This is a genomic window from Paraburkholderia sp. 31.1 (genome assembly GCF_014397645.1).
Classification (GTDB): Bacteria; Pseudomonadota; Gammaproteobacteria; order Burkholderiales; family Burkholderiaceae; genus Paraburkholderia; species Paraburkholderia tuberum.
Genome location: NZ_VZQN01000029.1, coordinates 64,089 through 87,567 on the forward strand (window position 1 = coordinate 64,089; position 23,479 = coordinate 87,567).

Annotated in this window: 19 protein-coding genes and 1 pseudogene; 12 read left to right on the forward strand and 8 right to left on the reverse strand. The window is 65.3% G+C overall.

The window, feature by feature from the left end:
* Positions 1-43: 43 nt before the first annotated feature.
* Positions 44-655 carry an acetate uptake transporter gene (locus F6X37_RS22395; protein ID WP_187612785.1) on the reverse strand — a complete coding sequence of 204 codons (612 nt, stop codon included), beginning with the start codon at positions 653-655 and terminating at the stop codon, positions 44-46.
* A 31-nt stretch (positions 656-686) separates the two neighbouring features.
* On the reverse strand, positions 687-2,585 hold the full coding sequence (gene acs / locus F6X37_RS22400) for an acetate--CoA ligase (RefSeq protein WP_262419988.1): 1,899 nt from the start codon (positions 2,583-2,585) through the stop codon (positions 687-689).
* A gap of 359 nt (positions 2,586-2,944) precedes the next feature.
* On the opposite strand from acs, the gene chrA reads away from it, so the two are divergent.
* The 6 genes from chrA (at position 2,945) to F6X37_RS22430 (ending at position 10,112) form a co-directional block, all read left to right on the forward strand.
* On the forward strand, positions 2,945-4,186 hold the full coding sequence (gene chrA, locus F6X37_RS22405; RefSeq protein ID WP_187612787.1) for a chromate efflux transporter: 1,242 nt from the start codon (positions 2,945-2,947) through the stop codon (positions 4,184-4,186).
* 114 nt (positions 4,187-4,300) lie between these two features.
* Complete coding sequence (locus tag F6X37_RS22410) at positions 4,301-5,233, forward strand: LysR family transcriptional regulator (protein WP_187612788.1); 933 nt, start codon at positions 4,301-4,303, stop codon at positions 5,231-5,233.
* 120 nt (positions 5,234-5,353) lie between these two features.
* A complete protein-coding gene (locus tag F6X37_RS22415) occupies positions 5,354-6,562 on the forward strand; it encodes a YbfB/YjiJ family MFS transporter (RefSeq protein WP_187612789.1) in 1,209 nt (402 codons plus the stop codon).
* Entirely contained in the window at positions 6,559-7,842 is a 1,284-nt protein-coding gene (locus tag F6X37_RS22420; protein ID WP_187612790.1) for an MFS transporter, read from the forward strand. Before F6X37_RS22415 ends, F6X37_RS22420 begins: the two co-directional genes overlap by 4 nt.
* Before the next feature lie 58 nt (positions 7,843-7,900).
* Positions 7,901-9,001: an NAD(P)H-dependent flavin oxidoreductase gene (locus tag F6X37_RS22425; RefSeq protein ID WP_187612791.1), complete on the forward strand. Its 1,101-nt coding sequence runs from the start codon at positions 7,901-7,903 to the stop codon at positions 8,999-9,001.
* 166 nt (positions 9,002-9,167) lie between these two features.
* Positions 9,168-10,112 carry a LysR family transcriptional regulator gene (locus F6X37_RS22430; RefSeq protein WP_187612792.1) on the forward strand — a complete coding sequence of 315 codons (945 nt, stop codon included), beginning with the start codon at positions 9,168-9,170 and terminating at the stop codon, positions 10,110-10,112.
* Between the two features lie 31 nt (positions 10,113-10,143).
* Here F6X37_RS22430 and F6X37_RS22435 read toward each other — a convergent pair whose 3' ends face one another.
* Both F6X37_RS22435 and F6X37_RS22440 read right to left on the reverse strand, forming a co-directional pair.
* Positions 10,144-10,854, reverse strand: coding sequence for an SDR family NAD(P)-dependent oxidoreductase (locus F6X37_RS22435; protein WP_187612793.1), 711 nt, complete (start codon positions 10,852-10,854; stop codon positions 10,144-10,146).
* 200 nt (positions 10,855-11,054) lie between these two features.
* A complete protein-coding gene (locus tag F6X37_RS22440; RefSeq protein WP_187612794.1) occupies positions 11,055-11,477 on the reverse strand; it encodes a VOC family protein in 423 nt (140 codons plus the stop codon).
* Between the two features lie 195 nt (positions 11,478-11,672).
* Between F6X37_RS22440 and F6X37_RS22445 the strand changes: the two genes are divergently transcribed.
* The 5 genes from F6X37_RS22445 to F6X37_RS22465 all read left to right on the forward strand — a co-directional run bounded on the left by F6X37_RS22445 (position 11,673) and on the right by F6X37_RS22465 (position 17,294).
* Positions 11,673-12,110, forward strand: coding sequence for a MarR family winged helix-turn-helix transcriptional regulator (locus F6X37_RS22445; protein WP_187612795.1), 438 nt, complete (start codon positions 11,673-11,675; stop codon positions 12,108-12,110).
* A gap of 85 nt (positions 12,111-12,195) precedes the next feature.
* The gene (locus F6X37_RS22450; protein WP_187612796.1) at positions 12,196-13,758 is read left to right on the forward strand and encodes a DHA2 family efflux MFS transporter permease subunit; all 1,563 of its coding nucleotides are present in this window, start codon (positions 12,196-12,198) and stop codon (positions 13,756-13,758) included.
* A 106-nt stretch (positions 13,759-13,864) separates the two neighbouring features.
* On the forward strand, positions 13,865-14,302 hold the full coding sequence (locus tag F6X37_RS22455) for a MarR family winged helix-turn-helix transcriptional regulator (protein WP_184067764.1): 438 nt from the start codon (positions 13,865-13,867) through the stop codon (positions 14,300-14,302).
* A gap of 54 nt (positions 14,303-14,356) precedes the next feature.
* Complete coding sequence (locus tag F6X37_RS22460) at positions 14,357-15,877, forward strand: efflux transporter outer membrane subunit (protein ID WP_187612797.1); 1,521 nt, start codon at positions 14,357-14,359, stop codon at positions 15,875-15,877.
* Positions 15,878-15,911: 34 nt separating this feature from the next.
* Entirely contained in the window at positions 15,912-17,294 is a 1,383-nt protein-coding gene (locus F6X37_RS22465; protein WP_187612798.1) for an HlyD family efflux transporter periplasmic adaptor subunit, read from the forward strand.
* A gap of 60 nt (positions 17,295-17,354) precedes the next feature.
* On the opposite strand, the gene F6X37_RS22470 is transcribed toward F6X37_RS22465, so the two are convergent.
* From F6X37_RS22470 to F6X37_RS22485, 4 genes and pseudogenes are all read right to left on the reverse strand, one after another.
* Positions 17,355-18,284 carry a LysR family transcriptional regulator gene (locus tag F6X37_RS22470; protein WP_187612799.1) on the reverse strand — a complete coding sequence of 310 codons (930 nt, stop codon included), beginning with the start codon at positions 18,282-18,284 and terminating at the stop codon, positions 17,355-17,357.
* A complete protein-coding gene (locus F6X37_RS22475; protein ID WP_184067597.1) occupies positions 18,284-18,583 on the reverse strand; it encodes an ArsR/SmtB family transcription factor in 300 nt (99 codons plus the stop codon). Before F6X37_RS22475 ends, F6X37_RS22470 begins: the two co-directional genes overlap by 1 nt.
* Positions 18,583-19,188 carry a GlxA family transcriptional regulator gene (locus F6X37_RS22480; RefSeq protein ID WP_184067593.1) on the reverse strand — a complete coding sequence of 202 codons (606 nt, stop codon included), beginning with the start codon at positions 19,186-19,188 and terminating at the stop codon, positions 18,583-18,585. Before F6X37_RS22480 ends, F6X37_RS22475 begins: the two co-directional genes overlap by 1 nt.
* A 6-nt stretch (positions 19,189-19,194) precedes the next feature.
* Positions 19,195-22,088 (reverse strand): annotated as a pseudogene (locus F6X37_RS22485) (2-oxoglutarate dehydrogenase E1 component).
* A 419-nt stretch (positions 22,089-22,507) separates the two neighbouring features.
* Between F6X37_RS22485 and F6X37_RS22490 the strand changes: the two are divergent.
* Positions 22,508-23,479, forward strand: a complete 972-nt coding sequence (locus F6X37_RS22490; RefSeq protein WP_187612800.1) for a GlxA family transcriptional regulator — start codon at positions 22,508-22,510, stop codon at positions 23,477-23,479.

Below are 23,479 nucleotides of genomic sequence, written 5' to 3' on the forward strand. Positions count from 1 at the left end.
GATTCGCGACGGGCTTCGTGAAGCGCTGAATGCGCGCAATCAGTCACTCCGCAAAACGCGTCACCACCGCGGCGCCGACCGTTTCCATTTTGACGAGCCCGGGTTTCGCGCCGACTGGCAGCACGGTGCGGCCCAACGACTCGTTGATGATCTCCGCCGCCGACAGATAGAACGCCAGCAGCGCGGTCAGCAGTCCGCCATAGCCTCCCGCGTGCCGCAGTGTGGCCGAACCGAGCCATTCGCCGGCCGCGAGCAGAAAGAAGGTTGCCCACAGCGCGACGAACACGCACTGCAGCGCGCGCGATGAGCGGAACGTCGCGATCCACATATAGAACGTGAAGACGCCCCACAACAGCAGATACCAGCCGACGAACGCGGCCGGCACCTGCTCGTGCAGGAACAACGCAAACAGCCCGAACGACCACCAGAACGCCCCATAGCTCAGAAACGCGGTGGCGCCGAACGTGTTGCCGCGCGGAATCTCCATCAGTCCGGCAACGATCTGCATGCTGCCGCCGAACGCGAACGCGACGGCGAGCACGAGACCGAGCGAGCCGCCGCTGAACCAGCCTGCGTTGATCATGCTGAGCAGCCAGGTGGTCAGCGCGAAAGCCGCAAGGCCGAGCGATGCGGGGTTGGGTGCGGTGGGTTTCATCGTGAAGTCTCCTGAATCGATCCGGGGGGGCTTACTCGTGGTGGCCGAACTGCCGCAGCACGGCGGGGTTTTCGACGGTCGACATGTCCTGCGCGAGCGTTTCTCCCTTCGCGACCGAACGCAGCAGACGCCGCACGACCTTGCCGGAGCGCGTCTTCGGCATGCTGTCGCCGAAGCGGATTTCCTTCGGCTTGGCGATCGGCCCGATTTCCTTGCCGACCCACGCGCGCAGCTGGTCGGCGAGCTGCCTTGCTTCGGTGCCTTGCGGGCGTGGGCCCTTGAGCACGACGAACGCGACGATGGCTTCGCCGATGGTCTCGTCGGGCCTGCCGACGACCGCGGCCTCCGCGACCAGCGGATGCGCGGCGAGCGCCGATTCGATTTCCATCGTGCCCATGCGGTGGCCGGACACGTTCAGCACGTCGTCGATGCGGCCGGTGATCGTGAAGTAGCCGGTCTGCGGATCGCGGATCGCGCCGTCGCCGGCCAGATAGAGCTTGCCGCCCAGGTCCGCGGGGTAGTAGCCGCTGCGGAAGCGCTGGGGATTGCGCCAGATCGCGCGCAGCATCGACGGCCACGGCTCCTTGACGACCAACAGCCCGCCCTGGCCGTTCGGCAGTTCGCAGCCGGTTTCGTCGACGATCGCCACCTCGATGCCAGGCAGCGGCAACGTGCACGATCCCGCGACGAGCGGTGTTGCGCCCGGCAGCGGCGTGATCATGTGGCCGCCCGTTTCGGTTTGCCAGAAGGTGTCGAGCACCGGACAGCGCCCGCCGCCCACTTCGCGCGCAAACCACTCCCACGCGCTCGGATTGATCGGCTCGCCGACGGTGCCGAGCAAACGCAACGAGTCGAGGTCGAAGCGGCGCGGATGCACGCCGCTGTCCGTCTCGGCGGCCTTGATTAGCGAGCGGATCGCGGTGGGCGCCGTATAGAAGATGCTGACCTTGTGCCGCGCGATCATCTCCCAGAACCGTCCCGCGTCCGGCCACGTCGGCACGCCCTCGAAAATCACCTGGGTCGCGCCGACCGCGGTCGGGCCATAGCAGATGTAGCTGTGTCCCGTGATCCAGCCGATGTCGGCCGTGCACCAGTACACGTCGTCCGCGCGGAGGTCGAAGGTCCACTTCATCGTGACGGCGGCCCATAGCAGATAGCCCGCCGTACTGTGCTGCACGCCCTTCGGCGTGCCGGTCGAACCGGACGTGTACAGCACGAACAGCGGATGCTCGGCACCGACCCATTCGGGCTCGCAGGTGTCGGGTTGGGCCGCTTCGAGTTCGTGCAGCCAGCAGTCGCGCGGTTCGTCCCACAGGATCGAGCCGCCCGTGCGCCGATAGACGATCACGGTATGGATGCCGTCGGTGCCTGCCATCTTCAGCGCTTCGTCGACAACGGATTTCAACGGCAGGTTCTTGCCGCCGCGCATCTGCTCGTCGGCGGTAATGACGGCGACGGCGCCGACATCGACCATCCGTTCATGCAGCGACTTCGCCGAGAAGCCGCCGAACACGACCGAATGCAGCGCGCCGATGCGCGCGCAGGCCTGCATCGCGACGACGCCTTCGATCGACATCGGCAGATAGATCATCACGCGGTCCCCACACGCGATGCCGCGCGCGCGCAGCGCGTTCGCGAGGCGGCACACGCGCGCATGCAGTTGCCGGTAGGTGATGGTCGTCACGCTGCCGTCGTCGGCCTCGAAAATGATCGCGGTCTTGTTGGCATTGCCGTCGTGCAGATGACGATCGAGGCAGTTGTACGACGCGTTCAACAGACCGTCGTCGAACCATTTGAAGAACGGTGCGTTCGATTCGTCGAGTACCTTGGTGAAGGGCCGGTGCCAGCTCAGATGCTCGCGCGCGAGCCGCGCCCAGAAGCCGGTCCGGTCGCTGCGCGCTTCGTTGACGAGCGCTTCGTAGGCGGCCATGCCGTCGATGGCCGTGTCCGTCAGAAGCGGCGGGGCCGCCGTTTCCGGCGCTTGATGGTTGATGGCGACAGTGGACATAGTCTCCTCGCTGGCTTGAATGAGTGATATGGGAAGGGCACACCGCGACTGCCGATATCCAACGATCGGCGGCGCGGCTGCGCGCATGACTCGAACAGTGTTCCGGATGTCGCGACCAGTGTGTGGCGGGAAGCAAGGGGCACGATTGACCCAGATCAAGCGCGGGTGCGGCGCGTGGTCGCGCCGTAGGCCTCTATACTGTGCGTCGTCAAACACGAGGCCCGCCGACGGCGCCTTGCCCGCCGGCTCTCGACATCGGCAGCGCTCGAACCCGCACATCCATGGATACTGATTTGTCGTCGCCGCGCCGCTCACGGCTCACGCGCGTGATCGAGGTTTTCATCGTCTTTCTGAAACTCGGGCTGACCAGTTTCGGCGGTCCGATCGCTCACATCGGCTACTTCCGGCGCGAGTTCGTCGAGCGGCGCCGCTGGCTCGACGATGAAGCCTTCACCGACCTGATCGGCCTTTGCCAATTTCTGCCGGGACCCGCGAGCAGCCAGGCGGGGTTTTCGATCGGGCTGCTGCGGGCCGGGTGGGGTGGGGGGCTAGCGGCCTGGTGCGGCTTCACGCTGCCGTCGGTACTCGTGATGCTGGCCTTTGCCGCGATCGCGCCGGACCTGGGCGGCGCGCTCGGCACGGGCGTGATTCACGGCCTGAAGCTCGTCGCGGTGGCCGTCGTCGCGCAGGCCGTCTGGGACATGGCGCGGCGTCTGTGTCCGGATCGCCGCCGCGCGGCGATCGCGCTCGCATCGCTCGGATTGCTCAGCGTGCCTGGCACCGTCTACGCCCAACTGATCGTGATCGGCGCCGGCGCCGTGCTCGGTGTCGCGCTGTGCCGGACCACGGCGGTGCAGGCGCCACGCGCCATTGCTCTGCGGGCCGGCGATTTTCAGGTGTCGCGCACGGCAGGCATCGTCGCGCTAGTGGTCTTCTGCGCATTGCTGTTCGCGTTGCCGCTATGGGCGGCAAGCGGGACCTCGCAAGGCATCCGCGTATTCGATGCGTTCTATCGCTCCGGCGCGCTCGTGTTCGGAGGCGGCCACGTGGTGCTGCCGTTGTTGCAGCGGGCAACCGTCGCGACCGGATGGGTCGCGCCCAACGACTTCCTGGCCGGCTATGGCGCGGCCCAGGCCGTACCCGGACCGCTGTTCACGTTCGCGGCGTTTCTCGGCTGGATGATGGCGCTGCCACCCAGACACTGGAGCGGCGCACTGCTGGCGACAGTGGGCATCTTTCTGCCGGGTCTGCTGCTCGTTCTCGCCGCATTGCCGTGGTGGCAGGCGCTGCGCGCGCGTGCGGCGATGGCGGCGGCGCTTGCCGGCGTCAATGCCGCGGTGGTCGGCCTGCTGGCCGCCGCGCTTTATTCGCCGGTGTGGACGAGCGCGGTCCTGTCGGCGACGGATTTCGCCGTGGCGTGCATCGGCTTTTTGCTGTTGCTGCGCTGGAAAGTGCCGCCGCTTGCGGTCGTCGTGCTGTGTGTGGCGGCCGGCATCGCGCAAACGGTGCTGCACCCGCTCTGACAGGCTGATCGCGCACGCATTGCACAAGCACTGATTCCGCTAAGATCGTGCCGGAATTCACCGCCCTGAAAGACCGCGGCGCCACCAAGGCCCGATCTCAAGACCAAACACGCAATGGACCGTATCGACGCCATGAAGGTATTCGTCGCCACGCTCGACGAGGGCAGTCTGGCGGGCGCAGGCCGTCGGCTGGGCCGCTCGCCCGCAGCGGTGAGCCGGGCCATCGCGTTTCTGGAGACGCATACGGGCACGCCGCTGCTACACCGCACCACGCGCACGATCCGGCTCAGCGAGGCGGGCGAGCGCTATGCGCTGGCGTGCCGGCGCATCCTCGCGGATCTGGAGGAGGCGGACCTGCTTGCAGCCGACGAGCGCTCCGCGCCGCGCGGACTGCTAGGCGTGACGGCGGCGGTGGCGGTGGGCGAGGAGGTGCTGCGCCCGATTGTCGATTCGTTTCTCGATCGCCATCCCCAGGCGTCGATCCGCCTGCACCTGCTCGACCGGCCCGTGAGCCTCGTCGACGAGGGCATCGACGTGGCGTTGCGCATCGCTCATCTACAGGACTCCACGCTCGTCGCCATTCCGCTGGGCGAGGTGAGGCGGGTGGTGGTCGCTTCGCCCGACTATCTCGCCACGCACCCGGCCATCGATGTCCCCGCCGATCTGGCCAGCCATCCGATCATCTCGATGACGCATTTCGGGCTCGATTCGTGGAGCTTTCCGGCGGCCCGTCAAACGGCGCTGCCGCAGGTCGTGCGGTTCACGCCGCGCTTCATCGTCAACACGATTCGCGCTGCGCTGTCTTCGGCCGTGGCCGGGCATGGCGTCACGCGGCTTTTCTCCTATCACGTGGCCGAGCAGGTCAAGGCCGGCGCGCTGAAAATCGTGCTGCGCGACAGCGAGCATACGCCGTTGCCCGTCAATCTGGTGACGCCGCACGGGCGCCTTGCGGTGCCGAAGGTGCGCGGTTTCGTCGATTTCGCCACGCCGCTGCTGCGCGAGTATTTCGAGCGGGCCCAGCAAATCACCGACGCCGATCGACGCTGATTCGATCGCCGCGCGGAAGAATGACTTACGCAGTGCGGTGATTCTCCCGAGATGCGAGTCGTTCTAGACTGGCTCCCATATTCATCGGGTGCTTAACAGCACCGGTCCATGGGAGTCGTCATGCAGCAAGCCATCTCGAATCCGGCCGCTCCGGCCGGCTACAACGTCTGGCGGGGCACGCTCGCCGGGGCCAGCGCGAGCCTGATCGGCATCGGTCTCGCGCGCTTTGCCTATACGCCGCTTTTGCCGGCTATCATCGGCGCGCACTGGTTTCCCGCCTCGAGCGCGGCCTATCTCGGCGCGGCGAACCTCGGCGGCTATCTGGCCGGCGCACTGCTGGCGGGCGCGATGGTACGCGTGGCGAAACCCGCCAGCGTGCTGCGCGCGATGATGCTGCTCGCGACCATCGCCTTCGTGGCCTGCGCGGTGCCCGTGTCGTTCCTGTGGTTTTTCATCTGGCGCCTGGCCTCGGGGCTCTCGGGCGGCGCGTTGATGGTGCTCGCCGCACCCACGATCCTCGCGCACGTGCCGGCGGCGCGCCGGGGCTTCGCGAGCGGTGGCATCTTCACGGGGATCGGGCTCGGCATCGCGGCCTCGGGCACGATCGTGCCGATTCTGTTGCGTCAGGGGCTCACGTGGACCTGGCTCGGGCTCGCGGCCGTTTCGCTCGCGCTGACCGCCGTCGCGTGGAACGGCTGGCCCGAGCACACCGCACCCGCGCACGCCGCTGCGCGTTCGCGCTTCGAAACAGCGCCGGCCTATCCTCGTGCCGGCCTGCGCGCGCTCTATGCCGAGTATGGTCTGAACGCGGTGGGGCTCGTGCCGCACATGCTGTTCCTCGTCGATTTCGTCGCGCGCGGGCTTGGCCGCGGCGTCGATGCGGGCGCCGAATTCTGGGTGCTGTACGGCCTCGGCGCGATCGTCGGGCCGCTCGCGGCGGGGCATCTCGCCGATCGCGCGGGTTTCGGCCGCGCGCTGCGCGTCGCGTATCTGGTGCAGGCCGTTGCGGTCGCGATTCCCGCCGCGGGCTTGTTCGGGTCGGCGGGGCTGATGGTCTCCGCCTTTGTCGTGGGCGCATTCACGCCGGGTATCGTGCCGCTGGCGCTCGGCCGCGTGAACGAGTTGCTCGCGCACCATCCGTCCGCCGTCAAGGGCGCATGGAGCCGCGCAACGACGAGCTTCGCCGTGATGCAGGCGCTGGCGGCCTACGGTCTTTCGTTCGTGTTCTCTACAAGCGGCGGCAATTATCTGGTGCTCTACGCGATTGGCGCGGTGGCGCTTCTGCTCGCACTCGCCGTCGATCTGTTTTCCGCACGGAGCGTGAAATGAATGCCACGGTTTCCTCTTCACCGGCGGCGCTCGTGCCGACGCACCTGCAGCACGACGCGCGGCCACGCGGCTACGCCGAGCGCAACCTCCAGTACTGGCGGCGCAATCTGGTCGTCTGCGTGATCGGCTCGTTCACGACGCTCGTGAGCCTCAGCATGCTGCTGCCGTTCCTGCCGTTTTACGTGCGGCAACTCGGCGTCAGCTCGCCGTCCGCGGTGATCCAGTGGTCGGGCATCGCCTTCGGCGCGACCTTCCTCGGCACCGCTCTTACCGCGCCACTGTGGGGGCGTCTGGCCGACCGTTTCGGCCGCAAACCCATGCTTGTTCGCGCGGCGATCGGTATGGCCCTGGTGATGTCTTTGATCGGCGTGGCGCACAATGTCTACGAACTGGTCGCGCTGCGTCTGATCGCAGGTCTGGTGGGCGGCTATGCATCGGCTTCCACGGTGATGGTGGGCACCCAGGCGCCGCGCGAGCGCGCGGGTTGGGCGCTCGGCATACTTTCGACGGGCGCGCTCGCGGGCAATCTGGTCGGGCCGCTCATCGGCGGCGTGCTGCCAGACTGGATCGGCATTCGCGGCACGTTCTTCGCGGGCGGCGCGATGATCGCGGCGGCGGCGCTGCTCACCATCTTCGTGGTGAAGGAAGAGTTTCACCCGGATAGCGACGCGAAAGCTCATGCGCGCGGCACCGCCGACGCGCCCGCCCGACGCACCAATTACGCGGTGGTGGCCGCGCTCCTCGTGACCGCGATGATGGTGCTGCTCGCCAACATGTCGATCGAGCCGATCATCACCGTGTATATCGGCGGCCTTGGCGTGAATGCCACGCATCTTGCGCGCGTGGCCGGCGTGGTTATGGCATGCTCGGCGCTCGGAAGCATGCTGACGGCCGCGCGCCTCGGCGCGCTGGCCGACCGGTTCGGGAGCTGGCGCGTGATCGTTGTCTGCCTCGTGCTCACGGGGCTGGCGATGGTGCCGCAAGCCTTCGTCACGCACTGGTGGCAGCTCGCGGCTTTGCGCGTGCTGATGGGTATGACGCTCGCGGGCCTGTTGCCCTCGATCGGCAAGCTGGCGCGGCAATCGGTGGATGAAAGCAGGACCGGCCGCATGCTCGGTTATCTGCAATCGGCGCAATTCAGCGGCCAGGTGGTGGGACCGGTGATCGGCGGCGTGATCGGCGTTCATCTCGGGCTGCACGCGGTGTTCTTCGTGACCGGCGCGCTGCTGATCGCTTGCGGCGGCCTCGCGCGCTGGGCGCACCGCCGCGCTGGGGCCTGACATGCTGGCAAGCTGGCAGGCACATCGAATCGTTTAACGCATCCGGTGGGAAGGGAACATGAGCACACAAGCGGATAATCGCGCGTTACTGCGCACGCTCGGCATCGACAAGCCGATCATTCAGGCGCCCATGGCCGGCGTCACCACGCCGGCGCTGGCCGCCGCGGTGTCGAACGCGGGCGGCCTCGGCTCGCTCGGCGTTGCCGCGATGAACGCGGAGAACGCGCGCCGCGCGATCCATCAGACTCGCGAGCTAACGACGAAGCCGTTCAACATCAACGTGTTCTGCCATCGCCCGGCGACATCCGATGCGGCCGTCGAACGTGCATGGCTCGACTGGCTCGAACCGGTGTTCCGGCAATACGGCGCGACGCCGCCGCAAGCGCTCTCCGAGATCTACACGAGCTTCGTCGTCGACACCGCGATGCAGGCGATGCTGCTCGCGGAGAAGCCAACCGTCGTGAGCTTCCATTTCGGTTTGCCGCCCGATGCGGTGATCGCGCAACTGAAGCACGTGGGCATCCGTTTGCTGGCGAGCGCGACCAATCTCGACGAAGCGGCGGCGGCCGTCGAGGCGGGTGTCGATGCGATCGTCGCGCAGGGCATCGAAGCGGGCGGTCATCGCGGCGTGTTCGACACGACCGGGCGCGACGAACGCCTCGGCACGTTCGCGCTGACACGCCTGCTCGCGAGCCAGTTCGACCTGCCCGTGATTGCGGCGGGCGGCATCATGGACGGCGCCGGCATCGCGGCCGCGCTCGCGCTGGGCGCGCAGGCTGCGCAATTGGGCACGGCGTTCGTCGCGTGCCCGGAAACCTCGATCGACGACGGCTATCGCCGCGCGTTGCTCAGCGATGCAGCACGCTCGACGACGTTCACGTCGGTCATTTCGGGGCGGCTCGCGCGCAGCATCGTCAATCGCTTCACCGCGCTCGGCGAGGACCCGCAAGCCCCGCGTACGCCGTCCTATCCGATCACCTATGACGCGGGCAAGGCGCTCAATGCAGCCGCCAAGGCCAAGGGTGAATTCGGCTACGGCGCGCAATGGGCGGGCCAGGCCGCGCCGCTTGCGCGCTCGTTGCCGGCCGGCGAACTGATGGCGCAACTGGAACGCGAAACGCGAGAAAGTATCGAGCGGTTGCAATCGGTGTGGAACTAGCAGTCCAGCTTCAATACCAGCGCACAGATGGAACACATCGGCACGCGTGGGGCATGCGCGGGCCGATGTCCGATTAGCTTCCAGCCTCGGTTCCGCACCCATGCATTCGGTCCAGCGCGGCCGCGATCGACGGGTTCTCAAGCCAACAAAACAAAGGCGGACAGGCATGCAACGCAAATTCGACGATCTCCTGCTGGGCAGCATCGAACTCTTCTGTCTCGCGGCGGAGCTGGGTAGCTTCACGCTGGCGGCCAACGCCGCGAGTGTCACACCGGCGGCGGTGAGCCGCTCGGTGGCGCGGCTCGAGGAACGGCTCGGCGTGCGCCTGTTCGTGCGCACTACGCGCCAGATCCGTCTGACCGACGCGGGGCGGCGCTACTTCGAGCGGTGCCGGCAAGCGCTGTCGCAACTGATGGATGCCGAGCGCGAAGTAACGGGCGAGCAGACCACGCCGGCCGGCGTGCTGCGCATCAGCATGCCGACGCCGTATGGACACTATCGCGTGTTGCCGCTATTGCCGGCGTTTCGCGAGCGCTATCCGCAAGTCCAGGTCGAGACGCACCTGAGCAATCGCAACATCGACTTTGCGGAACAAGGTTTCGATCTCGCGATACGCGGTCGCGCACTGGCCGATTCAAATCTCGTCGCGCGCAAGCTCGAAGACGCGGAAATGGTCGTGGTGGCGGCGCCCGCCTATCTGAAGCGCGCGGGCGTGCCGAAAACCGTCGAGGACCTGCGGGCGCACGAGTGCATCCAGTTCGAACTGCCGAGCAGCGGGCGCCATCTCGCCTGGACCTTCGAGGGTTCGCCTGAAGATGGCGACGTGCTGACGCAGGGCAGCTATGGAACCTCGGGCGACGCGCTCGCCGGCGTGACGCTCGCGCGTGCCAGCGCGGGCCTGTTTCAGACGTATCGCTTCGTCGTGGAGGACGACCTGCGCGAAGGTCGGCTCGTGGAAGTGTTGCGCGAAGCGGGCGGACGCACGCGGCCATTCATCCTGCTTTATCCGCACGCGCGCTACCTGACCTCGCGCGTGCGGGCTTTCGTCGAATTTCTCGTCGAGCAGTTGGCCAAACCCGCGACGCCCGCGCCGAGCACGCGCGCGCATTGAGCGGCGCGCGCCGCTTCATCGCATGGCCCGCTCAGTGGCCGGCGCTCTGGCCGCCGTCCACATGCAGGATCTCGCCGGTCACGAACGGCGCCGAGTCGAGATAGAGGATCGCATTCACGATGTCGCTCATCTCGCCCATATGACCTACTGGATGCAATGCGCCAAGCGCCGCATGCGTTTCGGGCGCGTGCATCGGTGACTTGATGATGCCGGGCGAAACCGCGTTGGCGCGAATTCCGCGCTTCGCATACTCGATCGCGAGCGAGCGGGTCGCGGCGGCGAGGCCCCCCTTGGTCAGCGAGGTCAACACGGACGGTACGCCGTCAATCGCGTGATCCACGAGGCTCGTCGTGATGCTGACCACGTGCCCGCGCCCATGCTTCTCCATCTCGGCGATCGCGAGCTGCGTGATGTGGAAGAAGCCCGCGAGATTGATGCCGGTGATCGTCGCGTAATCTTCCGCGGTGTATTGGGTGAACGGCTTGGCCACGAAAATGCCCGCATTGTTGACGAGCGTGTCGACACGACCGAAGCGCGCCACGGCCGTCTCGATCACCCGTCGAGCCGTGTCCGGATCGGCGATGTCACCGGCCACGGTGACGAGGTTGGGATCGTCGGACGGCTTGATGCCGCGCGATGTCGCGACCACGTTATGGCCGAGCTTGCGAAATGCCTTGACGGTTTCGGCGCCGATGCCTTGCGATGCACCGGTGACCACGATGACTTTGGGAGACTGATTCATAGTGAACCTCGAAGTAGGTTGGATCAGCAATCTGTGATCGGACTGATGGCTCCGATCGCTACTAATTTATGAGGTCGTGCTCCGCTTTTGCACACAAGGCGCGGACAAACAGTTGTGAGCCGCAGGAACAAGCGGTGAGTGATGGCGCGTAGCGGCAGTGGTCCTGTCGGTGCCGGTCGGTCTGTCGCGCGCATCCGCGTTCACGATGCCTGCGTTCGCGGGTCGTGATCGAATTCGAGTCTGATGCCGCCCGGCTCGTACACCATCGTGTGGCGTTTGGGCCCGCCGCCGAGGTCTTCGGGCGCGAATTCGACTTTGACGCCCGGCCAGGCGGACACGCGCGCGAAGATGTCCTGCAGTGCTGCCTCGCTGCCCACGCGCAGCGCAAGATGATGCAGTCCGACATGGACCTTGCGATCGAATTCGACGAAGCGGCTGGAATCGGTGACCTGCCAGAGCGTCACCACCACGTGTCCGTCCGACACGAACGCAGCCGGATAGGCAGGCCTCTCTCCCACCTGCTGCCAGCCCAGACACTTCACGAAGAAGTCGCGCGTGAGGTTCAGATCGCGGACGGTGAGTCCGACGTGATCGATACCCAGCGTAAGCGGTTTGTCAGTCATCGTTCCGTCCTCCTGAAGGGAGAGCGAGCAGCGCCCGAATCCGTGCCGGAAAGAATTTAGCCCCAAGCAATCGCGGCGATATTCGCCGGCGGTTCAATTCAGTTTTTACACCATGTAGTGCATACCGCGAGGAAATCCGCTTGCATAAATCTGCATAGTCAAATATATTGAAGTCAGATATCGAGGAGGCGATCGATGGATGATTCGATCAACGAAGACTTTGAGCGCACGCAGAAGCTGGCGTCCGTGCTGGGTCAGGCGCGTCAGCTGATTGCAAGCGAACTCAGGGCGGGGCTCGCGGATGCAGGACTGAATCTGCAGGAGCGCGGCGTTCTGCTCACGCTGGCGCGCGGCAGCGTGAAAACACCGGCCGCACTGTCGAAATTGGCGGGTGTCCACCCGGCCCGGATGACCCGCGTGCTGGACAAGCTCGAAAACAGCGGATTGATCGAGCGCGCCCGCAACGGCAGGGATCGTCGTCTCGTGGATGTGTCGTTGACGCAGGAAGGGCAGACCGTCGCCGCCCGGAACACACGGGTTATCCAGGGAGCATGGAGCGAGCGGCTTTCGCATTTCTCGAAGTCCGATTTCGACGCGTTGAGCCTGCTGCTTTCAAGACTGCTCGACCGCTGAGGCGGCATTTTTTTAACCATTTATCTGACATTGCAGATAATCGCCCGCGACTGACGGGCGCTTCGAACCGAGACGAGGACGTGACATGAATCCATCGGCCAACCCGGGCGCGCCGGCCCAACTGACTGGCGCAAAATTTGCTCTCGGCACGTTTGCGGTGGCGCTCGCCACCTTCATGAATGTGCTGGATTCGTCGATCGCCAACGTCGCGATTCCTACGCTGTCCGGCAACCTCGGTGTGTCGATCGACGAAGGCACATGGGTCATCACGCTGTTTGCCGCGGCCAACGCGGTGTCGATTCCGTTGACAGGGTGGCTCACGCAGCGCATCGGCCAGGTCAGGCTGTTCGTCGGGGCGATCCTGCTGTTCGTGCTGTCATCGGCGGCGTGCGGCCTCGCTCCGAACCTGATGGTGCTGCTCGCCGCCCGTGTCGTGCAGGGCGCGGTGGCGGGGCCGCTGGTGCCGCTTTCTCAGGCATTGCTGCTCGGCTCGTTTCCGAAGGAAAAAAGCTCGAACGCGCTGGCGCTGTGGGCAATGACGGCGACGGTCGGGCCGATTGCGGGCCCGGCACTCGGCGGCTGGATCACCGACAGCTACAGCTGGTCGTGGATCTTCTACATCAACGTGCCGGTCGGCCTGTTCGCCGCGGGCGCGATCTGGGCGATCTACCGCGACCGCGAGACGCCGGCCCGCAAGCTCCCGATCGACAAGGTCGGCCTGATCTCGCTGATCGCATGGGTCGCACCGCTGCAGATCATGCTCGACAAGGGCCGCGACCTCGACTGGTTCAGCTCGCCGGTGATCTGGGCGCTGACGATCGTCGCCGTGGTGAGCTTCCTGTTCTTCCTGATCTGGGAATTGACCGAGGAGAAACCGATCGTCAACCTGCGGCTTTTCGCCAGACGTAACTTTCTCGGCGGCACGATTGCGATTTCGGTCGCCTATGCCATCTTCTTCGCCAATCTCGTGATCCTGCCGCAGTGGATTCAGGGCTTTCTCGGCTACCGGGCGGTGGACGCGGGGCTCGTGACCGCGCCGCTCGGCATTTTTGCCGTGATCCTCGCCCCGGTGATGGGCAAGATCATGCCTCGTTCGGACATGCGGGTGCTTGCCACGCTTGCGTTCGTCGGATTCGCCGGCGTGTTCTTCATGCGCTCGAACTACACGACCGGCGTCGACGCCTGGACACTGGTGTTGCCAACGCTGCTGCAAGGCATTCCAACCGCGCTGTTCTTCACGCCGCTCACCGCGATCATCCTGTCGGGTCTGAAGCCGGAGGAGATTCCGGCGGCGGCGGGTCTGTCCAACTTCGTGCGCATTTTCGCGGGAGCGGTGGGCACGTCGCTGATGAGCACCGCGTGGAACGACCGTACGATCCTGCACCATGCGCGCCTTGCCGAACAAACGAGCGTGGACGATCCTGGCTTTACCGGCGCGATCGCGCACTTGCAGGCGGCGCTGGACGCGGGCGTTCCCAAGGCCACGGCCTTTTACGAAGCCTCGCTGAACGCGCAGGCGACGATGCTCGGCCTGAACGACATCTTCTGGATCTCGGCGGTGATCTTTGTCGTCATCATCCCGCTGATCTGGGTGACGAAGCCGGCCAAGGGTGGTGCCGCGGGCGCGGCAGCCGCCGGCGGGCATTGAATCCAATTTGGCAACCTGGTTCGGGCGGAAAATGAAACACACAATCCTCTTCTTGACATTATCTGACAATGCAGATATTGTTCAAATCAACGAGGAGGACACCGCCATGGACCATTACACGACGAAGAACTTCATGCTTACGAACAGTATCGGCTTCAGGCTCGTCAAGGCCCGTAACGTCGTCGTCGCGGAAATGGACGCGGCGCTCAAGGACCTCGAAATCAACGGCCAGCAAATGGGCATCCTGCTTTCGCTGAAGCAGGGTGTGGCAACCACGCCTTTCGAGCTGTCGAAGCTGCTCGGAATCGACACCGGCCTGATGACGCGGATGCTGGACAAGCTGGAATCGAAGGGGCTGCTGGTACGATCGCGCGACCCGCAAGATCGCCGCGTGGTCAATCTGACCTTGACCGCGGAGGGGCAGAAAGTCGCCGCGCGGATTCCGGAAGTCGCACCGCATGTGTTGAACGCCCGCTTGCGCAAATTCACGAAGGCCGAGTTTGCCGAGCTGGACCGCCTGCTTCGCAAGTTCACAGGCGATTGAACGGCGCGGCCGTGTGCCGCGCTTTTTTCACCAATTAATCTGATTTGTCAGAAAATGAAAACGCAGACTTCCAGGGCAAACACCGTCGCCCGTTCGCTGAAGCTCGGTGTTTCGGTGATCTCCTTCGCAGTGCTGGCAGCATGTGCAAACTATGCGGGCATCCACAGCGACAAGCAGATCGATCAACCACAACAGCTGGAAACGGCGCAGAGCCTTCCGCAGGAGCAGGGGCACTGGCCATCCGCCGACTGGGTCGACCAGTTCGGCGACGCGCAACTGAAAGCGTTGATCGCCGAGGCGCTGCAAGGCAGCCCGACGCTCGGCGAGGCGCGCGCGCGAGTCGAGCAGGCGCAAGCCTATAGCGAAACGGCGAAGGCGAACACGCTGCCGCGCGTCGATGCGTCGTACACGCTGACGCGCCAGCAGTACAGCAGCACCGCGTTGATTCCGCCGCCGTACGCCGGCTCATGGCAGACGGAGAACAAGGGGCTGCTGAGCGCTTCTTACGATCTCGACCTGTGGGGCAAGAACCGCGAGGCGCTGCGCGCGGCTGTCTCGGAGGCGTCCGCGAGCGAGGCCGACGTGGAAGTCGTCAGGCTCACGCTCGACACCTCGATCGCCCGCACTTACAACGAGCTGGCGCGGCTCTACGCATTGCGCGACATCGCGCAGCAGGAAGTCGCGCGGCGCGAGCAGATCGACCGCATCACCGCGAGCCGCATCGCAAACGGCCTCGATACCGAAGTGGAGCGCAAGACGGCCGAGGCGAATCTGTTCACGAGCCGTGCGCGCGTCAGCGCGCTCGACGGCAGCATCCTGACCACCCGGTATCAACTGGCGGCGCTGCTTGGCAAGGGTCCCGACCGTGGACTCGCGATCACGCGGCCGACGCTCGGCGTCGGCGACGACGTGCGTCTGCCGGACAACCTGCCGGCCGATCTGCTGGGCCGCCGGCCCGACATCGTCGCGGCGCGCTGGCGCGTCGATGCGATCACGCACGAGGTGAAGGAAGCGAAGGCCGAGTTCTATCCCGACATCAACCTGAGCGCCGCGATCGGTTTCGACGCGTTCGGCTTCGGCCGCCTGTTAAGCGCCGCGAGCCGCACCGCCTCGGTGGGCCCGGCGATCCATCTGCCGATCTTCGATGCGGGTGAGCTGCGCGCGCAGTTGAAGGGCCGTTACGCCGAGTTCGACTATGCGGTCGCGACCTACAACCAGACGCTGATCGGCGCGCTGAGCGGCGTGGCCACGCAGGTCGCGCAGATCCGCTCGAGCGACGCGCAGCTCGGCGATGCGCAAGCCGCGCAGCAGGCCGCGAGCGATGCCGATCGACTGGCGACCACGCAATACAAGGCCGGCCTGACCAACCAGCTGACCGTGCTCAATGCCGACGTCACCGCGCTGAACGCCGACGAGGCGATCGCAAATCTGAAGATGGACCGCCGCGACCAGCAGATCGAGCTCGCGTCGGTGTTGGGCGGCGGCTATGTCGATACGTCGGCGAGCACCGTCCATCACGCCGACGTTGCCGCCGTCCCCACCAGTCAAGCCAATCCCGCGGTTGCCGCACGTTGAACGGCACGTCGCGAACCCTATCAGGAGAACTGCAATGAGCGATTCGATCACGACCGACCGCGAACTGGCGGATCAGGAAGACGAACAGAAGACCGGCGCGCAAGCGTCCGCCACGCCCCAAGGCGACAACAAGGCCACGCCCCCGGCACGCCGCAAACGCCTGATCGCGCTGCTCGGCGCTGCGGTCGTGGTCATGAGCGCGGCTTACGGCGCGTACTACTTCACCGAGGGCCGTTATCACCAGGAGACCGACGACGCGTACGTCAGCGGTAATCTCGTGCAACTGACGCCGCAGGTCACCGGCACGGTGATCGCCGTCAACACCGACGACACGCAGATCGTGAAGCAGGGCGACCCCGTCGTCACGCTCGATCCGGCCGATGCGAAACTTGCGCTCGCCGATGCCGAAGCGCAGCTCGGCCAGACCGTGCGACGCGTGAGCGGCCTGTATGTCAACAACGACTTCTACGCGGCGAACGTCGCTCAGCGCGAAGCGGATCTGGGCCGCGCCCGCGACGACCTGCATCGTCGCGAGGCCGTCGCGGACACGGGCGCCGTGTCCGCCGAAGACATCGCGCACGCCCGCGACGCGGTCAGCGTCGCGCGGGCAGCGCTCGACGCCGCGCGCCAGCAGGGCGAAGCCAACCACGCGCTGACCGATCGCACCACGGTCGAGCAGCATCCGGACGTGCAGGCCGCCGCCGCGAAAGTGCGGACCGCGTGGCTCGCCTATGCGCGCGATACCTTGCCGGCGCCGGTGACCGGCTACGTCGCGCAGCGCCGGGTGCAGGTCGGCCAGCGGGTCGCGCCCGGCACGCCGCTGATGGCGATCGTGCCGCTCGACGGCGTATGGGTCGACGCGAACTTCAAGGAAGTGCAGCTCAAGCACATGCGGATCGGCCAGCGGGTCACGCTGACATCGGACGTCTACGGTAGCGGCGCGCGATATCACGGGCGTATCGAGGGCTTTTCGGCCGGCACCGGCAGCGCGTTCGCGACGCTGCCGGCGCAGAACGCCACCGGCAACTGGATCAAGATCGTGCAGCGGCTGCCGGTTCGCATCGCGCTCGACCCGGCCGAGCTGGCCGCGCATCCGCTGCGTATCGGCCTGTCGATGGCGGTCGACGCCGACACGCGCGACGAATCCGGTTCGCAGTTGGGCGCGGCGCAGAACACGCGTTATCGCACCGATGTTTTCGCGCACTACGATGCGCAGGCCGACGCCGAGATCGACAAGATCATCAAGCAAAACGAAATGGTCTCCCGCGCGATGGCCGCGCAACCGCCATCGCCATCGCCATCGCCATCGCCATCGCCATCGCCATCGCCATCGCCATCGCAATCGCAATCGCAATCGCAATCGCAATCGCAATCGCAACGCGTGGCGTCGCACGAGCACAAGGCAAATGCGGGTTGAAGCGCGTCGAGCGCAGCCTGTCGCGACACAGCGTGAAGCGGCAGGTCACCGAGGCGGGGCTCAACGGCCGAGCGCCGCCTCGTCCTCGGCCAATGCCGTCGGTACGGCCTCGCGCAGGAAATCCACGAAAGTCCTGATTTTGGCGTCCAGATACTGGCGCGACGCATGGACCGTGAAGGCCTTCAGTTTCTGCAGCCGATACTGCGGCAGCACGCGCACCAGTGCGCCGCTGTCGAGCAAGGGCAGCGCCCTCGACATCGGCAGCGCTCCGATACCCACCCCTTCGCGCAGCGCGACACCGAGCGCGTCAGGAAGGTTGATTTCGACCGCCGCCTTCGGAAGCTCGACCGTTTCACGGCCGTTGGGTCCGTCCAGATGCCAGCGATCGCGCGGGAAAATCGACATAACGAGCTGTAGGCAAGTGTGACCCCGAATGTCCTGTACCGTGTGCGGCGTACCGCGCGCGTGCAGATAAGCGGGCGCTGCACAGAGCACGCTGTGGACCTCTCCGAGCCGATGCGAAACGAGCCCCGAGTCGGGCAGCTGCGTCGCACTCAATCGAAGCATCAGGTCGTAGCCATCGTCGAGAAGATCCGGCGTGCCTGACGATAACGTCAGCTCGACCGACACGGCAGGATAGCGCTCCTGATACCGGACCGCTGCCGGCACCAGATAGGTCGTGCCAAAGCCTGGCGACGCATGCACGCGCAGCCGCCCCGAGGGTCTGACTTGCGCATTGGCTGCCTCGGCTTCGGCCTCGTCGACAGAGGTGAGTATCTGTTGGCAGCGGTCCAGATATCGCTCGGCCGCCTCGGTCAGCGCGAGGCGCCGGGTACTTCGGTGCAGCAGACGTGTGCGCAAATGCGTCTCGAGTTGCGCGACCGCCCGCGACGCGTTGGCTGTCGGAATGTTCAGGCGCGAGGCCGCTGCCGTGAAGCTTCCTTCTTCGGTGATGCGGACGAATATCCGCATCATGTTGAGCTTGTCCATTACAAATGCACGCGAACCTGTTCCGTAAATGTCCGTATCGCTTCTTCATTGCGCGACAGGAAAATCCATTGGCCGACTCGCTTCGGAACCAGAAGTCCCGCTTCGACGAGCACGGCGATATGCATTGATACCGTCGACTGGGCCAGACCGCTGCGCGCCTGGATGACGTGCACGGGTACGCCGCGGCCATGGTTGAGATAGCCGTTCGGAAAGGTCTCGGCGGGGGCTCTCAACCACGCGAGGATGTCGCGCCGCAGCGGATTCGCGAGAGCCTTGTGAATCAGGTTTGTGTCGATCATCAATTACTCCGTGTGTGCCCGGCGCTTCGTGCCGGCGGCGTCAGCAACGCCGTGGCGATCGTTCCCGCGGCATGTTCGCCGAGGTCTTCCCGCACCAGCGACAGGGCGAGATGGATGCCCGCACTCGCGCCGCCCGACGAGTACAGGTTGCCATCCTTCAGGCAGCCAGGATTCGACATCACATGGACCAGCGGATATTCGGCCGCGAGGCGGTCAGCGTCGCGCCAATGCGTGGTCAGCCAGCGGCGATCGGCGAGACCGGCTCTTGCAAGCAGAAACGCGCCGTTCGAAATGCAGGCGAGCCTGTGGGTCCTTGGTCCCGCATCGCTCAACCAGTCCACGAGTTTGCGATGCTCACGGGCAGAACCGACCACCGGGGAGCCAGGCACCACGACAATATCGAAGGGCGGGCGCGTATCGAACAGGCACTCGGTCGTACCCACGGCCGTCCCGTTCGACGAAAACACCGGCCCCGGCGACGGCCCGATCAGATGCGCCTCATAGAGGACGCCGCCATACAGGCGGTTGGCCTGATGAAACACATCCATCGGACCACTGACCTCGAGCAGCTGAAATCCCGCATAGAGCATCATCGCGACACGCATGCGCACTCAGCCGGTGAACGCTCGCGACACGAGCGCGGATTGTGTCGCCACATGCGCCGCATGCGATCCCGGCGCGGTCGATGCGCAAGCATCAGGTCCCGCGTACAGCAGCGTCGTGCCGGCAGGCAGAATCTCGCGTAGCAGCGGCTCGACGAAACTCCATGCGCCCTGATTGCGCGCTTGCTCCTGGCACCAGACCACGCTCTTCAGGTTCGGATAGCGAGCTCGGCGGCCAGTTGTTGCGCCGGAAACGGATAGAGCTGCTCGACGCGGATGATCGGGGTGTCGGTCATACCGGCGCTGCGGCGATGCGCGAGCAATTCGAAGTAGACCTTGCCGCTCGTCACGATCACACGCTCCACATCAGTCGCGCGCGACGCGTCGATCTGGGTGTCCGGCAGAACCTCGCGGAATTCGCCGTGACTCAACTCGTCGAACGTGCTGGTCGCCTCCGGGTGGCGCAGCAGCGACTTGGGCGTCATCACGACGAGCGGGCGCCGTTCGAAGGCGCGGGCCTGCATCAGCAGCAAATGGAACAGTTGCGCGGGCGTGGTCGGTTCCGCAACCCGCATATTGTTTTGCGCACTCAATTGCAGGTAGCGCTCGAGCCTCGCCGACGCGTGCTCGGGGCCCTGGCCTTCCTGCCCGTGAGGCAGGAATAGCGTCAGGCCGCTGTGTTGTCCCCACTTGGCCGCGCCCGCCGCGATGAACTGGTCGATCACGACCTGCGCGCCATTGGCGAAATCACCGAATTGCGCTTCCCAGATCACCAGCGCATTGCGATTCACCGTCGAATAGCCATACTCGAATGCCAGCACGGCGGCCTCGGAGAGAATCGAGTTCGTCACGGTGAACCGGCCTTGGGTTGCGCCGATATGATCGAGTGGAACATAGACCCCATCGGGACGATTTATCCGTGTCTGATCGTGCAGAACTGCGTGCCGGTGATTGAACGTCCCGCGTGCGCTGTCCTGCCCGCTCAGTCGGATACCGACCCCGGCCGCGAGTAACGATGCGAATGCCAGATGTTCGCCCATGCCCCAGTCGAGCAGGCGTTTTCCGGATGCCATCTCCTGACGCCCGTTCATCATCTTCCTGACGAGCGCATGCAGCGTCAGGTCCGCGCGGACGGTCGAGATCCGCTGCGCGAGGCCGCGCAGATCGTCGGCCGACGGGGCGAGGTGGCGGGCCGGGCCGGTTTGCGCGGCTGAGCGCGAGCGCTCGCCGGCTTCCTCGTGTAGCGGCGAAGCATAGGAACCCACGGTCTCGTGCGCGCGCTCGAGAAGTTCGCGACGCGCGCTGACGTAGCGTTGCGCCTCGTCGGCCTTCAGCACGCCTTGCTGGATCAGCCGGTTCGCGTAGCGTGTCCTCACGCCCGGATGACCCGCGATCGAGCGATACATCAGCGGTTGTGTGATGCCGGGCGTGTCCTGTTCCTGATGCCCGTACCTGCGAAAGCAGACGAGGTCGATGACGACGCTGCGCTTGAACTTGCTGCGATAGTCGAGGGCGAGCCGCGCCGCCATCGCGACCGCTTCAGGGTCGTCGCCATTGACGTGCAGGATCGGCGCCTCGATCATCTTCGCGACGTCCGTCGTATAGAACGACGAACGCGTGTCGCGCGGATCGGAAGTCGTAAAACCGATCTGGTTGTTGACGACGACGTGGACGGTGCCGCCCGTGCCGTGTCCGCGCGTGTAGGAAAGGCTCAGCGTTTCCATGACCACGCCCTGTCCACTCATCGCCGCGTCGCCGTGGATTTCGACCGGCAGCACGTCGTCGCCGTCGGCGCTGCCGGCGAGATCCGCCTTCGCGCGCGCCATGCCTTGCACGACCGGGTTGACGACTTCCAGATGCGACGGGTTGAACGCGAGCGTCACCTCGACCGGTCCGGCGTCGGTCTCGACCGAACTGGCAAAGCCCTTGTGATACTTGACATCGCCGGCCGTCAGTTTTTCGGCGTCCTTGCCGTCGAATTCGTCGAACAGCGCGCGCAGCGGCTTGCCGACGACATTCACGAGCACATTCAGGCGCCCGCGGTGCGCCATGCCCATCACGAGCGCGCGCAGCTTCTTCGACGCGCCATACCGGACCAGTTCGTCGAGCAGCACGATCAACGACTCGCCGCCTTCGAGCGAGAAGCGCGTTTGTCCGACATAGCGCGCGTGCAGGTGTTTTTCGAGCCCTTCGGCTGCGCTCAAACGCTCCAGCAGCCGCAGTTTCTCAGCGGCCTGCAGCGACGGCGTGGCGCGCGAGGATTCGAGCCGTAGCTGCCACCAGCGCCGCTGCTGCGCGTCGGCGAGGTGCATGAACTCGGCGCCGAGTGTGCCGGTGTACGTTTGCTCGAGCGCGGCAACGATATCCTTCAGCGTCGCGTCGTCCTCGAAGAGAAACGTGTCGGCGGTGCTGAACGTGGTCGACATGTCGGCGGCCGTCAGGCCGTAGTAGGCCGGCGTCAATTCGGCGTAGGAGCGTGGCGGCGTCCACGCCAGCGGGTCGAGATCGGCCACGCGCGTGCCGATCATCCGGAACGCGGCAATCAGCGTTTGCACCGCCACCTGCTTTCTCGCGAGGCCCAGCGCGTCGGCGGCCTCCTTGTTGGCCTGCTTATTGGGTTGCTTATTGGCCTGCTTATCGGGCTCGCTACCGGCTTCGTTGCTGGCCGCGACGACGGCACGCAGCGTTCGTTTAGCCAGCTCGACGAAGCTGGAGATCACCGGTGCGTGCGGCTGGTCGTCACGATCGCTGCCATCGATGGCGGGGGTGTCGCGCAACGCGTCGAACCACGTCCGCCACTCGGCTGTGACCGCATTCGGGTCAGCCAGGTAAAGTTCATATTGCTCTTCGACGTAGGGGGCGTTGCCCCCGAACAGGAAAGAGCTCTGACGTTCCTTCAACATGATGAATCTGCCCTTGCTCGCTGTGCGGCCGTGAGCCGGCCGCAACATATGGAGTGACGACTATCGTTGCTTGTAGCCACCCACCGAACAGCCAGGCATCGACGCGCGTCACAAGCGCCGTCCTTGGCGGGAGACCTCCCGGCACGCCCGGGTGATATCCCCAGTCGCAGTCGTGTAGACAGTCTAGTTAATCGATGCTGTGGCGGAAATGCGCGGATGGTGCGTTCGTCTGCCAACTAGTCGAAGTTTTGGGCCACGCGCGCAGTGCTGGCTTACCTCGTGTCGGGCATCGTTGCGGCGAGAGATTTGTTACGCCCAGACACAATAGTTTTTCCGGGCGCTGACGGCATCAGCGGCCGATGATGCGGTAAGCTGCGCCACGGCATCGCAAACATAGTTTCCACCATGAAGGTCACGGCATGAAAGTCGCCATTGTTGTATTCGATGGTGTGCAGGCGCTGGATGTAGCAGGCCCACTCGATGTGTTCGCCGAGGCGAACACGTTTCTTCCCGAGCATCAGCGCTACGAGGTCTCGCTGGTCGGACGCGAAGCGGGCACCGTGACCTGCTCGAATGGCATGCAACTGGCGGTTTCGTTTGGCTATGCCGACCGTGACATTCAATGGGACCTGCTGCTGGTCGCGGGCGGACCTCAGTTGCCCGATGCGCAGCCTTCGAATGAATTCCTGACCTGGTTGCAGAATCAGGCGCGCAGCGCGAGCCGCTTCGGCTCCGTATGCAATGGTGCATTCGTGCTCGCGCATGCGGGGCTGCTCGATGGCAAGGAAGTCACGACGCACTGGTCGGACGCGAATCGGCTGTCCAATGAATTTCCGCAAGCCAACGTGCGGCCGGACAGGATCTTCGTTCGCGACGGTCGGCTTTTCACTTCAGCCGGCGTGACCGCGGGCATCGATCTGTGTCTGGCGCTCGTCGCCGAGGACTGGGGGCACGAGCTCGCGGTGCGGGTCGCGAAGCGTCTGGTCGTGTATATCCAGCGCGAAGGCGGTCAGTCGCAGTACAGCCCCTATATCGGCGCGGGCAAGGACGAAGATCCGATCCTCCACAAGGTCTATCGATATGTGAGCGAGCATATTACCGGGACGCTGTCGATCGAGGAGCTCGCGAGCGCGGCCTCGGTGAGCCGCCGTACATTGTCGCGGGTATTCGCGAAGCACGCGAAGGTGACGCCCTCGGTATTCGTCGAGCAGGTGCGCGTCGATACGGCGAGAAAACTGCTCGAGGATACCGATGCTCCGCTGAAGACGGTCGCGTTCAAATGCGGCTTTCACAACGCCACGCATATGCGCACGACATTCTCGCGGCGGCTCAACGTCACGCCGAAGCAATATCGGATGCGATTCAGAGGGGAGGCGAGTGCACAACAGTGA